The sequence below is a fragment of the Methylocaldum sp. 14B genome (assembly GCF_002005105.1).
Taxonomy (GTDB): domain Bacteria; phylum Pseudomonadota; class Gammaproteobacteria; order Methylococcales; family Methylococcaceae; genus Methylocaldum.
Genome location: NZ_MSCV01000003.1, coordinates 84,552 through 98,589, shown reverse-complemented (window position 1 = coordinate 98,589; position 14,038 = coordinate 84,552). Strand labels below are relative to the sequence as shown.

6 protein-coding genes are annotated in these 14,038 nt (G+C 56.5%); all 6 read left to right on the top strand.

Annotated features, from left to right (window positions below; translation table 11 throughout):
• The first annotated feature begins 2 nt into the window (after window positions 1-2).
• Window positions 3-1,220 (top strand): PepSY-associated TM helix domain-containing protein, encoded by a 1,218-nt coding sequence (locus B2A78_RS02955; protein ID WP_077728419.1) that lies wholly within the window; start codon window positions 3-5, stop codon window positions 1,218-1,220.
• Window positions 1,217-7,150 (top strand): non-ribosomal peptide synthetase, encoded by a 5,934-nt coding sequence (locus tag B2A78_RS02950; protein ID WP_168175329.1) that lies wholly within the window; start codon window positions 1,217-1,219, stop codon window positions 7,148-7,150. The genes B2A78_RS02955 and B2A78_RS02950 overlap by 4 nt, the downstream gene beginning before the upstream one ends.
• A gap of 46 nt (window positions 7,151-7,196) precedes the next feature.
• Complete coding sequence (locus B2A78_RS02945; protein WP_168175328.1) at window positions 7,197-8,219, top strand: CapA family protein; 1,023 nt, start codon at window positions 7,197-7,199, stop codon at window positions 8,217-8,219.
• A gap of 15 nt (window positions 8,220-8,234) precedes the next feature.
• Entirely contained in the window at window positions 8,235-9,938 is a 1,704-nt protein-coding gene (locus tag B2A78_RS02940) for a cyclic peptide export ABC transporter (protein WP_077728416.1), read from the top strand.
• Window position 9,939: 1 nt separating this feature from the next.
• A complete protein-coding gene (locus B2A78_RS02935) occupies window positions 9,940-12,396 on the top strand; it encodes a penicillin acylase family protein (RefSeq protein ID WP_168175327.1) in 2,457 nt (818 codons plus the stop codon).
• Window positions 12,397-12,523: 127 nt separating this feature from the next.
• Window positions 12,524-13,975 carry a diaminobutyrate--2-oxoglutarate transaminase gene (locus tag B2A78_RS02930; protein ID WP_077728414.1) on the top strand — a complete coding sequence of 484 codons (1,452 nt, stop codon included), beginning with the start codon at window positions 12,524-12,526 and terminating at the stop codon, window positions 13,973-13,975.
• Window positions 13,976-14,038 lie beyond the last annotated feature (63 nt).

Genomic DNA, 14,038 nt, shown 5'->3' with positions numbered 1-14,038 from the left:
ACATGGAACGAAACCCGGGACACCTTACTCTTCGACGGCGTTTTCGCGCTTTCTGGCTCAAGGTGCATTTATTTATCGCCTTGGCGGCAGGGTTTGTTTTCGTCGTTCTCGGACTGACGGGGTCGGTTAATGTTTTCTTCCGAGAATTGGAAGAACTCGGTTTGCCGACGCAAACCCATCACGAATCCGATGTGCAACCACATTCATTGGACGAAATCATGCAAACCCTCACGGCGGCACATCCACAAAGAAAGGGGCAATGGATCTTGGTATTGCCTGGGTATGGGAAAACCTATTTGTGGGCAATATATCCGAACCCCGAGGAAACGATGGATGAATTTTACGCACCGTTGCGGGTTTTGGTGGATGTTTACAGTGGTGAAATTCTTAAGGAGAGCTTTTGGGGGCAATCCTTATCGACCCTGATTTACGAGATTCACGCCAGCTTTCTTTTGGGCAAGCTCGGTTCGAAACCCGGCAAACTGGGTTTTGACATAGTCTGTTTCTCCGGCCTGCTCCTGCTGCTTTCCGCGTTGAGCGGCTTGTACCTGTGGTGGCCGCGTTGGAACAAAATGAAAACCGCGATCACTTTCAAACGAAGGGCGAGTCCGGAACGGTTTTATTTCGATTTGCATAAAGTAACCGGCTTTTACGCAGCAACGGTTCTCGTCACACTGGCTTTTACCGGGTTTTCGTTCAGTTACGATGATTATCTAAAGCCGTTGATACGATGTTTTTCGCCTATCGGCGCCGAGCATTTAAAGGACCCCGAACTTAAATCGGAATCAGCCGCCGGTGGGCGCCGGATTTCGATAGCCGACGCCGTGGCAATAGCCGACTCCGTTTTTCCCGGCGCAGAACTGCGTGGAGTACAGACGCCGGACGGTCCCGATGGCGTCTATGTCATCGAGAAAAGGCAATCCGGAGAAGCTAACCGGCTCAGGCCGCGCACCAAGATCTGGATCGACCAGTACACCGGCAAGGTGCTGGCGGTTCAGGACCCGAATCAATTTACCGCCGGCGAGACATTCCTCAACCTCATGTGGCCCCTGCATAGCGGAGAAGCGATTGGCCTTCCGGGCCGCATCGCATGGTGTGTCATCGGTTTCACGCCCTTGATCCTTTACGTCAGCGGAATCGTGCGCTGGCTACAGAAGCGAAAGGCGGCAAGGCGGAGCGAGGCCGGGTTCAAGAAACGTCTGGAAAGGACAATGGGATGAAAAACGAGATCGAATTATCCGAATCCAAGTCTGCATTATCCGCAAGCAAACGAGCGCTTTTGCAAGAACGCCTGCAAGGGCGGCTGATTCCCCGTCGGCTCGGACCATCCACGATGCCCAAGCGGCCTCAGGGACCATCGCCTCTGTCTTTCTCCCAACAGCAGTTGTTCTTCCTCGATCAATTGGAATCGGACAGCGCCGCCTATAACTTTTCCATTGCGGTTCGGCTTAGGGGAACGCTAGTCGTTGATGCATTGGAAAAAGCCATCAACGAGATCATCCGTCGGCACGAGTCCTTGCGGACCGAATTTGTCATCGCGAACTCCGAGCCGATCCAGCGAGTGCTGCCGGAACTTAGCTTGTCCGTCAGTGTGGAGGATCTGAGCGGACAATCTCCGTCGGAACGCCGCAACTACCTTGGAAAACTGCTTAACCGGGAATCGAGAACGCCTTTTGATTTATCCGAATGCCCGCTGCTGCGCGTCAGGCTCTTTCGCTTGGCCGAGGGCACCCAAGACGAACAGGAGCATGTTCTCCTCATCACCATGCCCCACATTATCACCGACGGCTGGTCGGCGGCTGTTCTATACCGGGAGCTGGCCACGCTGTACGAAGCTTATGTCCTAGGCCGCCCGTCACCGTTACCCGAGTTGCCCATCCAATACGCCGACTTCGCTTATTGGCAGCGGCAGCGGTTGCAACCGGATGTCCTCGCGAAAATGTTTTCGTTCTGGGAGCGTCATTTATCCGGTTCCGATTCCGGTTTCGAGTTGCCGACCGATCGGACGAGGCCGGCGGTGCAGACGTATCGCGGGAGCGACTACCACTTTTTTCTGGCCAAGGAACTCACCGTAAAGCTGAACCAGTTATGCCGCCGGCGGAACGTGACTTTGTTCGCGCTCTTGTTTTCCGCCTTCAATGTGCTCCTGCATCGCTATACCGGTGAGCAACATATTTGCGTAGGGACCCCGGTAGCCAACCGCAACCATGCGGAGCTCGAAGGGCTGATCGGTTTTTTCGTCAATGTATTGGCACTGCAAACCGATCTTTCGGGCAATCCGAAATTCACCGCCTTGCTGGGCCGAACCCACGAAACGATGTTGGATACCCAGCCGCATCAGGAGTATCCCTTCGAGTTATTGGTTAAAAAGCTCAAGCCGATTCGAGATGCGAGTTCCAATCCGTTATTCCAGGTCATGTTCGTACTGCACAACGTGCCGTTCGACTCGATACGGGTGACCGGACTGGATATCACGCCATTCTCGGTCGAGAACCATATTTCAAAGTTCGACTTGACCCTGCACGTTACCGAAGAGCCGGACGGTCTGCGCACATCCCTGGAATACAACGTCGATTTGTTCGACGAGAGCACGATCGCCCGCATGGCGAGTCACTTCCGGGTATTACTGGAGCACATCGCAGACGCCCCGGACACGCGGATCAGCGAATTGCGGCTGCTGACGCCGGAGGAAAACCGGCAACTGACCGAGGAATGGAGCACTGTAACCGCCTACGTGTTATCGGATGGCGGTCCGGAGAGTGCGAATGGCCTGCCCGCGCGCTCGGGAGAGACGTCGGCGGACGGATTCATCCACGCACTGTTCGAGGATCAGGCGCGGCGTGTGCCGTCAGCAATCGCCCTGTACGGCAACGGATCGACTTTGACTTACGCGGAGCTTAACGCCAGGGCCAATCAACTGGCGCACTACCTCCGTAGCAAAGGGGTAGGACCCGGAATCACGGTCGCACTATGTATCGGTCGCTTGCCGGAAATGGTGGTCGGGATACTCGGCGTTCTGAAAGCCGGCGGAACCTATGTGCCGATCGATCCGAAATACCCCAAGGACGAGATTGCGTATCTGCTGGACGATTCCGGCGCAGCGCTGCTTCTGACTCGGGAATCGGTGCTGGCGGCGTTGCCGAATCTATCGATAGCGGCGACATGCGTCGACTGTGATTGGGAAGCGATTGCCGAACAACCCGTCGTGGATCCGCGGGTGACGACCGATTCCGGCGACCTGGCCTACGTTATTTACACCTCCGGGTCCACGGGAAAACCCAAGGGCGTAGCCATTACTCATCGCAATGTCCTGCACTCGACCCAGGCCCGGTTTGCCTATTACCGCAACCCGGTGGAAAGCTTTTTATTGCTTTCTTCCTTTGCCTTCGACAGTTCCGTGGCGGGCATATTCTGGACCTTGAGCCAAGGCGGAAAACTGTGCATTCCCGATGATTCGACTCATACCGTTCCGGCGTTTGTGGTCGATTGGATCAGGAAAGAGCGGATTACCCATTTGTTAGGCCTGCCGTCTTTTTACAATATCCTCCTCGAGCAAGCGGATGCGGGGCAACTCGATAGCTTGCGGGCGGTTATCGTCGCCGGAGAAGCTTGCTCGGCGGGAGTGGCCGAACGCCACTACGCACAACTGCCGGGAGCGGATCTCTATAACGAATACGGCCCCACCGAAGGCACCGTCTGGTGCACCGCATATAAAATCCCGCCGAAATTTTCCGAGGACTCGATACCCATCGGCCGCCCCATTCCCGGTGCGCGGATATATCTATTGGATGCCTATTTGAATCCGGTGCCCGTTGGCGTACCCGGCGAGCTTTATATCGGCGGCGAAGGTCTTGCCGCCCGCTATTTGAATCAGCCGGCATTGACCGCCGAACGTTTTTTGCCCAACCCTTTCGATAATGCCTCCGGGGCTCGTCTTTACCGGACGGGAGACCGTGCGCATTTCCGCGCCGACGGCAATATCGTGTTCTTGGGGAGGGCCGATCACCAAGTCAAGATTAGGGGGTTTCGAGTAGAGTTGAGCGAGATCGAGGTCAAGTTGCTGAAGCACCCGGATATCGAAGCAGCGGTCGTGACCGATCACGAAACCCCTTCGGGAAGCAAGCGCCTGATTGCGTACCTCGTGCCAAGGCAAGGCGAACGCGCGGCCGACGCCGACGGGTTACGCGCGTTTCTGCAAAACATGTTGCCCAGCTACATGATTCCGTCGGCCTTTGTATTTCTCGATCGTCTCCCGCTGACGCCCAACGGCAAACTGGACCGCAAGGCATTACCTTCAGTGGACGTCCGGGATCAATCGGAGGACCGCTACGTCGCACCGCGCACCAAGATCGAGGCCGTGTTGTGCGCTATCTGGGGGCAGGTATTGGGTCTGGAGAAAGTCGGCATCCAGGATAACTTTTTCGAGATCGGCGGCGATTCCATATTAAGCATGCAGATGGTGAATCGGGCGAAGCAGGCCGGCTTGACCATTCATCCCCGGCAGGTTTTCGAATACCAAACCATCGAAGCATTGGCGAAAGCAAAGGACCGCGACACGGACGTGCAGGCGGAACAGGGCATCATTACGGGAGAAGTTCCCTTGACGCCCATCCAGCGGTGGTTTTTCGAACAGTCCTTCCCTAACCCGAATCATTGGAACCAATCGGTTCTGCTGGAGGCAAAACAGCCGATCGTCCCCGCGGTACTGACAGACGTCATACGGCACCTGCTGCACCACCACGATGTTTTGCGCACCCGTTTTCGCGAGTGCGGCGGTCTTTGGACGCAGGTGCTGGCGGAGGATGTCGAGGGCGCAGTCGAAATCGTTTCGGTCGATTTTTCGGGTCTCGCCGAGGATCGCCGGCAAGCCGCGCTGACCGAACAGGCTTCGCGGTGGCAGCGCAGCCTCGATTTGCGTCACGGGCCTTTAATTCGGGTGGTGTGGTTCGATTGCGGAGGCGATTCGAGCAGCCGTTTGTTGATCATCATCCACCACCTGGTGGTGGACGGAGTAAGTTGGCGCATTCTTTTGGAAGACATGAGCGCCCTTTACCGGCAGGCTCTCGCGGCGCGAGAGATGAGGTTGCCGAAAAAAACCACCGCCTTCAAGCAATGGGCGGAACGCCTCGCGGATCATGCGCAAACGGCAATGCCGGAGCGCAACGTCGCCTATTGGCTGAACACCGATTGGAGCCGGATCGCTGCACTGCCGATGGATTTCGCCGGGGGCGTCGATTCCGAGGCAACCGGCGAGACCGTGACCATTTCGCTGGACCCGACGAAAACGTCCGTTTTGCTGCAAAACGCCCCGCTGGCCTATGGCGCGCGGATCAACGAGGTTCTTCTCGCGGCGGTAGTGGCCGTGCTGGCCGAATGGGCGCAAAGCGACTCGGTATTTTTGGAAATGGAAAGCCATGGCCGTGAATACCTTTTTGACGATGTAGACATCTCGCGCACCGTAGGCTGGTTTACCGCCTTATTTCCGGTTTTGTTCGAAATTTCGCCCGATCGGGCTTTTCCGGAAATAGTCCAAGCGGTGAAGGAGCAACTGGCCGTCATCCCGAACCACGGCATCGATTACGGCGTCGTGCGCTATCTGAATCGGAATCCCGATCTTGTCAGCCGGCTGGAAGCCGTTCCGGAACCTCAAATCGGGTTTAACTACCTTGGCCGAATCGATCAAGGAACCGCGGTCGACGCTTGGTTTTCTCTCGCTCCGGAACCCGCCTGCCGCCTGAACGATCCAGCGGGAATGCGGCCGCGCAGCCTGTCGATCGATGCCTCGGTCGTGGCGGGTGAATTGCGCGTTCATTGGAGCTACAGCCATGCCTGTCATTCGCGGGAAACCATCGAGCGACTTGCCGGCAGGCTTTTAGGGATACTCGAAGATGCCGCCGCGGCTTGTTCGGCAGCAGCATCGCTCGGCGATGCCGTGAATTCGGAGCAACAAGAACCATCAACTTCCATTGTGAATCTGGCCGCGGAAGCGATTCTGGATTCGTCCATCACGCCTGCTTTCCGCCCAGGGAAACCGAACGGACTTCCTCGCAATGTGTTGTTGACTGGAATTACCGGGTTCGTGGGCCCTTTTTTACTGGACGAACTATTGGCGCAAACTCAAGGAAAGATTTTTTGCCTGGTGCGTTCCGGTTCGGCTGAGGACGCAGCCAATAAAATCGAAGAAACCCTCGATCGCTATGCCATCCATAACCCTTTGGCAAAACAGCGGATCGTGCCTTTGCCCGGTGATTTGGCAAAACCGTTTCTCGGACTGCCGGCGGCGCGGTTTCGGGAGTTGGGCGATGAAGTCGACGTGATCTATCACAACGGATCGTCGACCAACCTGATCTTATCTTATCCGGCTTTGAAACCCGCCAACGTGTCGGGTACGCGGGAGATCCTTCGCCTTGCCTGCACCGGCACGGTCAAGCCGGTTCATTACGTATCGACGTTGTCTATTTTCGACGACGGAACCGAGCCCGAGCCGCCAGGATTTTCGGAGGACGATCTGCCCAGCCTGAATACCCGTTTGACCTTGGGGTATTCGCAGAGCAAGTTGGTGGCCGAGCATCTGATTCGAATCGCGCGCGACCGCGGCTTGCCGGTTACCGTTTACCGATTGGGCACCGTGACGGGACATGGCGGCACCGGCGCTTGGAATCCGAATGATTTCCACTGCCGGTTTCTTAAGGTGTGCCTCGATCTCGGGATATTTCCCACGAATAGGACGTCATTCGTGCTGACACCCGTCGACTTCGTCAGCCGCGCCATCGTGGGGCTGTCCGCCCTCGATTCCTCGCCAGGGCGTACCTATCACGTTTTCAATCCTCATCCGACACCGGTATCGGATCTTATTGCCTGGCTCGACAGGTATGGGTATCGGATTGAAAAGGCTTCACCCCCGGAATGGATGAGCGCCTTTTCCACGCTCGCCTCTCGGTCGCCCGATCAGCCTTTGCACACCATGGCCGGAATGGTGGAGTCCTTTGTAGAACATCATCACGATGGTTCAGTGCCTTATCGATGCGGCACGACGGCTGAAGCATTGAGGCAAGCCGGAATCGCCTTGCCGACGGTCGATGAGGGCGTGTTTGCCAAATCGCTCGATTATCTGGTCGACGCGGGCGTTCTGGAACGGCCCTTTCGTTGAGCGACTTGCAAGCATCCACCCTGAAACAACACGCCGGATTAGTTCGATGGACCTGCTCAAACGCAAAGTAGCAGTAAGGTGCCCCGGTTGGGATAACGACAAGCCGACCCGATATTTTTCCCAGCCTTATAGCCTCGTCGAGGGATTGGAGTGGATTTACCGCGTCCTGATCAATCCGCCGCGAAGCCACGGCCCATTCGAAGAATTCGTTCCCGATAACAGCGTGATAAATACCGTTATGCCTCGGATAAAGCTGGGTTTTATCGGAGATATCATGATCCTCGAAGGAATGGATTTAAGAATCGGAGAGGATATCAGGCGCTTTTTCTCTGATACGGATTTCGTGGTCGGTAATTTCGAAGGGACTATTGTTACCGGCCACCGCAAGCAGGTGTTTATGGCCCAGGCTCACACCGAGGAGATTTTGGACCATCTGTCCAAGCTTTTTCCACCTGAGCGCACGGTTCTGTCCTGTGCCAATAATCACACGGGCGATTATGGCTGGGATGGGTTTTGCGAATCCTACCGGCGGCTGCAAGATTATGGCTTTATAACCGTGGGAAGGCGGGATGAACCGTCTGTGCTCATTGACGGTAAGGTAAATATTGTCGGTTGTACCCGTTGGTCGAATCAAAAATGCGAATTCGTAGCGACGATAGATGAGGTCGATGATTATTTTGCTGGCGATGCCGAATTCAATATTTTGTATCCGCACTGGGGATACGAAATGCAATTGCGTCCTAAATATCATCAGGTGCTGCACGGCCGCAGATTATTAAATATGTGGGATATGATCATCGGCCATCATTCGCATTGTCCGCAACCAGTCGAGCTTTGTGAAACTAATCGCAATACAAGATTATTAGCTTATTCATTGGGAAATTTTTGCTCCTCTGAAAATAGGGGAGATACCCCTATCGGGATTATTCTGAAAGCCGATATCGGGCCGGATAGCAACGGTGTCTGGGGTGTCGGCAGAATGAACTGGGAGTTTATATATGCGTTCTTGCACAAGAAACAGCGATGCGTCGAACTCGAAATACGCCGCACTGAACCTGCTCGGTCTTGATAATGTGACAACCCGATGAGTGATTTATTCGGCTTTCTTCCGTTTCGGTCATGGATCGCGCTCTTGATCGCTGCCCTAACGGGCATGGTTAGTGGGCTTAGCGGGGTCGCACTGCTCGCCGTGATCAATGGCGCACTGCAGCCCCCTGCTTCTATAGACGAGTATTGGCCGGTATTCGTCGGACTGTGTGGCAGTTTTATCGCGGCCAGGCTCGTATCGGAATACGTCGTCATATTCCTAGGACAAAATACGATTCGTGATTTACGAATCAGGCTGTGTCGAGAAATTCTCGAATTACCGCTGGCTGAATTTCAGAAAATGGGCCCCGGCAAGGCCTTGGCAAATCTCACAGAAGATGTGGCGGCAGTCTCCGAGGCGTTCACCCGAATTCCTTCCATTTGCGTCAATATCGCCGTGGTGTTCGGCGGCCTGGGTTATCTCGGCTGGTTATCGAGGGATATCCTCTGGATCGTGTTAGGGGCCATGGCCGTCGGCATCCTCAGTTTTAGGACGATTCAATACTGGGCCTATCGATGGCTGGTGGTCGCCCGCGAGCACGAGGATTCGGTATATAGATACATTCGGAACATGACCGATGGAATCAAGGAGCTAAAGCTCAATCAGCCGCGTCGCCGGGCGTTTTTGTCGGACTGCGTGGAAGCTTCGATTATCAATTGCCGTCGGAATAGGCTATTGGCAATGCTGTGGTATGCGGTCGCCATCAACTGGGGAAACGGATTGTTTTACGCAGTGATCGGTACGATTCTTTTCATTCTGCCTCAGTGGCAGGAAATTCCGTCCGAGATCGCGCGAGGCTATTGTTTGATCATTTTATACATGGCTATGCCGCTCCAGCTTCTGCTCGAAGTTATTCCTATCCTGTCGAAAGCCAGGGTGTCGGCCGGAAAGATTCACGCTCTGGAGAAAGGGCTTTCCGGCAAAAATCAGGATTACGGGCTGCTTCCAAGAAGAGATCCCGAAGCGCGTACGCCGATTTTGGAGCTTTCGAAAGTCCAGCATTGTTATCGTGGAGAAAACGGGCGCGTGGAGTTCGTACTCGGCCCTATCGACCTAACTCTATACCCCGGTGAAATCGTTTTTATTATTGGAGGAAACGGCAGCGGGAAATCCACGTTAGCTTTTTTATTGGTTGGATTATATCGGCCGGAAAGCGGAGAAATACAGTTGGATGGCGAACCGATAAACGATGGAAATCTCGAATATTATCGACAGCACTTCTCGGCCATTTTTTTCGACTTTTTCCTGTTCGAAAACCTATTGGGCTTCGACAATCTGGAATCCAACAGCAAAATATGGGAATACCTGAAGCATCTGGACCTCGCTCACAAGGTCACCGTCAAGGACGGTAAGTTTTCTACGGTCAATTTATCGCAAGGGCAGCGAAAACGGCTCGCACTTCTGGTTGCTTATCTGGAAGATCGTCCATTCTATGTGTTCGATGAATGGGCTGCGGATCAGGATCCGATATTCAAGAGGATTTTCTACCGAGAGATTCTCGGTTCCCTAAAATCCCGCGGAAAGACGGTTATCGTGATTACTCACGACGATGCGTATTTTTCATTGGCGGATCGTTGTCTCAAGCTGCGGGACGGAAAGCTTTTCGAGGTGCCGGTGGCCAAGGCGAGCGATAGCCATGGGAGAGCCGAAAATTTCGCCGCCCCTACTACGACAATGTTAGAGGTCGGCCATGGAGCCTGAAATGGGTTGCTCGAGCCCTGGAGACAAGGAAGAAAAATCGGCGGTTTCGGCAGAGCTATCGAACCGAATGTCGTCACGGCGGTGGAACCGAACGAGCACGAAAGTAACGCATCGCCTGTTTTTCGGCGCCGTCATTTTGATCGGTGCCGGCTGCTTGGCGGGGTATTGCTCGCTACGACTATCGTTGCCCCCCGAGCAGGGGACTTACCGGCTTACTGAGCTTGCATCGGGCGTCGTGGTGGAATTCGACAGCCAGGGAATTCCCTCGATTTCGGCAAAATCCCGCGAGGACGCCTTTTATGCGTTAGGTTTTGTGAACGCTCGCGACCGCCTGTTTCAACTCGATCTGCTGAGGAGGCAAATGGCGGGACGGCTGGCCGAGGTCATGGGAGAAGATTTGGTGGAGTCGGACCATCGGCATCGGGTAATGGGTTTCGAACATGTGGCCGGAGCTATTGTGAAACGCCTTCCGGAGGATCAGTTGCGGGTGTTGGAGGCTTATGCAGCGGGGATCAACCAGGGAATGGCGTCCATGCCGGTCGTACCGTTCGAATTCTTGCTGTTGGGATATCGGCCTTCCGCTTGGCGGCCCGAGGACAGCCTGCTGGTGGTGCTGGCCATGGAAGAGGACTTGGGATGGACGGGGGAAGCGGAGCGCATGGCCACGGTCATGGAGGCCGCCCTGCCGAAAGCGGTAAATGCGTTTTTCTCTCCGGCCGTCGATCGCTACACCAACCAACTTCTAAGCGGCAAAGCCTCTCGGACTCGGCTCCCTCCGATTCCCAAGGAGGACTTGTCTGCCTTGCTGAGGAATGCTGGAGAACACTACGCCGGTTTGGCAACGGACGGTCCTGCCCCCAAGGGATCGAACGGTTGGGTGGTCGGTCCTTCGAAAACTTGGGACGGACGAGCCATCCTCGCAAATGATATGCACTTGTCGCTACGTGTCCCCAACATATGGTACCGGGTGCAAATTCGCTATAAGGACGTGCAGCTCACCGGTCTTAGCTTGCCGGGAATCCCTCTGGTCGTGGTGGGTTCCAACGGTAAGGTGGCCTGGGGCTTTACCAACATAGAGGGCGATTTCGTCGATTTGGTGGAACTGGAACTCGATCCGGACGATCCCGGACGCTATCGCACGCCTCAGGGATTTGCCCGCTTCGGCGAACGCATCGAAACGGTGCCGGTACGGGACGGAACCGAGCGCACGTTCAAAGTACTGGAAACCATCTGGGGACCCGCTCTGCCCGAACCCCTACTGGGCAAGCGGGTGGCCGTGCACTGGACCGCCCTGGATCCGGAGGCTACCGACCTGCATCTTCTCAACCTGGATGCGGTGGAGGATGTCGCTGCCGCCCAGGCCGTGTTCAACCGGGGCGGCGGTCCGCCCTTGAATGCCATGGCGGCGGATAGCCGAGGCAACATCGGTTGGACTTACACGGGGAAAATCCCGAGACGCTTCGGTTTCGACGGATCGGTTACCCGCTCTTGGGCAGATGGCTCGCGCGGCTGGAAAGGTTACATTCCGCCCGAAGAGCTGCCACGCTCGGTGAATCCGTCAGCCGGTTTCATCGTCAACGCCAATCAGCGGATGCTCAATGACGATTATCCCTATGTCATCGGCCATGATTTCGACCACGGGCACCGCGCCCACCGAATCGCCGAAAAACTCTCCATGGCCAATAATCTCGACGAGCGGGATATGCTTACCCTGCAACTCGACACGCGGGTGGAGTTCTATCGGTTTTATCAACGGCTTGCCCTGTCTCTTCCGCCCGGCGATGCGCGCGAGGCGGGGGAACGTTGGCGGGAGAGCTTGGAAAGGTGGGACGGTTCCGCGGAAAAAGGGTCGGTAGGATTTGCGCTGCTGGTGGAATTTCGCCGCTTGTTGCTCGACGAGGTTATTTCTCCCTACCTGACGAGGTGTCGTAGCCTAGATCCCGGCTTCCGGCTTCAGAGAGCGACCATCGATGAGCCCTTGCAGCAACTTCTAGAGGCGAAATTGCCGGAATTGTTGCCTCACAAAGAACGCTATCCGGATTGGGATGCTTTTCTCCGCGATCTCCTGATACGGTCGGAGCGTAACATCTCTGCTAAGTATGGAGGCGAGTCCGCGGAATCGCTGACTTGGGGCGCGGTCAATCGCGTGTCTATCGCCCATCCGTTTTCATCCGCGCTTCCATTGCTCGGCACCTTCCTGGACATGCCGCCGGTTCCCGTGTCGGGATGCCGCGAATGCGTCCGCGTTTACTCGCCCGGCTATGGAGCCAGCGAGCGTATGGTGGTCGCGCCGGGTCATGAACTCAACGGCCTTTTCCATATGCCGGGAGGCCAATCCGGGCATCCGCTGTCGGCACATTATGACGACCAACACTCGGCTTGGGTGGAAGGAACTCCTACGCCTTTTTTAGTCGATGATCTCGTTCATCGGCTTTATCTGGTGCCAGTGGAGGACTGAATTCAGTGGGATTGGAAGAGAGGGGGCAAGGATTTGCGGAAATGCCCGGTGCCGCATGGCAGTGGGACCAGATGCCCGGAAGTGCTTCGGGCAACGAATCGCATAAAACTGAAACGGAGTTGTCATCATGACGCACATTGTTGCGGAGCCGAAAATTGACCTTCCCTCGCAGGAACCCTTAGCCGGGGCCGACGGATTATCGTTGGCGTCATCGAATCGAACGAGGCGGAACGATATTTCGGGCAACGCGTATTATCTGGATCGGCAGACGGCGTTCGAATCCAACGCCCGGACCTATCCGCGCAAGCTGCCCATCGCCATTCGCCGGGCCGAAGGCATTCATGTCGAGGATACCGACGGACGGCGCTATATCGATTGCCTGGCTGGGGCGGGGGCCTTGACGCTCGGGCACTATCATCCGGTGGTGGTGGAAGCGGTGCAACGCGCGGTGGCCGATGGCGTGCCCTGGCAAACCCTGGATTTGACGACGCCGGTCAAGGACGCTTTTGTCGAGGAGCTTTTCTCTACGCTGCCGAACGAATTCGCCGGCCACGCCCGTATCCAGTTCTGCGGGCCGTCCGGGGCGGATGCCATCGAAGCGGCGCTCAAGCTGGTCAAGACCGCCACTCGTCGGCGTTCGGTCCTTGCTTTTCATGGGGCCTACCACGGCATGACCCACGGCGCGCTGGGCTTGACCGGCGAGACCGGGCCCAAGCTGGCGATCGGGGGACTCATGCCCGAGGTGCATTTCCTGCCTTATCCCTACGCCTATCGCTGCCCGTTCAATCTCGGCGGCGAGGCGACCTGGCGCGCATCCATCGCCTACATCGAGAGGCTGTTGGACGACACCAACAGCGGCATCGCGCCGCCCGCCGGCATGATCCTGGAAGCCGTGCAAGGGGAGGGCGGGGTGATTCCGGCGCCGGACGAGTGGCTTCGGGAAATACGGCGCATCACCCGCGAACGGGAGATTCCCTTGATCGTCGACGAAGTACAGACCGGCGTAGGTCGCACGGGAGCGATGTATGCCTTCGAGCATGCCGGCATCCTGCCGGATGTGTTGGTGCTTTCGAAAGCGGTGGGCGGCGGACTGCCGCTTAGCGTGGCGGTCTACCACGAAAGTCTGGACCGCTGGGAGCCCGGCGCCCATGCCGGCACGTTTCGAGGCAACCAATTGGCCATGGCGGCGGGCGCCGCGACTCTGCGATTCGTCAAGGAGCAGACGCTCGACCGCCATGCGGACGCGATGGGCGAGCGTTTAATGGCCCATCTGCGCCGTATCCAACGGGAGTCGCCTCATGTGGGCGACGTGCGGGGACGGGGCCTGATGATCGGCGCCGAGATCGTGGATGCGCGAGCCGAGCCCGATCGTCTCGGCGCTCGTCCGCCTTGCCGCGAACTGGCGCGCCGGATTCAAAAGGAATGTCTCAATCGCGGCTTGATTCTCGAATTGGGCGGGCGTCAGGGAAGCGTGGCCCGCTTCCTGCCGCCTCTGATCGTGACCGCGGGCGACATCGACCGGATCGCCGGAATCTTCGAGGAGGCTGTGAGGGGGGCTGGTAAGAGGCCGAAGACTTAAGGCAATAGGAGGAACGGAGCGGCTGCGATTGTCGACTCTATTAAGCCTCTGGCTTGGTCTCGT

What these genes read in the sequence shown, in the direction of transcription:
- B2A78_RS02950 (WP_168175329.1), top strand. Translation starts at nt 1,217, where the DNA reads ATGAAAAACGAGATCGAATTATCCGAATCCAAGTCTGCATTATCCGCA.
- B2A78_RS02930 (WP_077728414.1), top strand. Translation starts at nt 12,524, where the DNA reads ATGACGCACATTGTTGCGGAGCCGAAAATTGACCTTCCCTCGCAGGAA.
- B2A78_RS02945 (WP_168175328.1), top strand. Translation starts at nt 7,197, where the DNA reads ATGGACCTGCTCAAACGCAAAGTAGCAGTAAGGTGCCCCGGTTGGGAT.
- B2A78_RS02955 (WP_077728419.1), top strand. Translation starts at nt 3, where the DNA reads ATGGAACGAAACCCGGGACACCTTACTCTTCGACGGCGTTTTCGCGCT.
- B2A78_RS02935 (WP_168175327.1), top strand. Translation starts at nt 9,940, where the DNA reads ATGGGTTGCTCGAGCCCTGGAGACAAGGAAGAAAAATCGGCGGTTTCG.
- B2A78_RS02940 (WP_077728416.1), top strand. Translation starts at nt 8,235, where the DNA reads ATGAGTGATTTATTCGGCTTTCTTCCGTTTCGGTCATGGATCGCGCTC.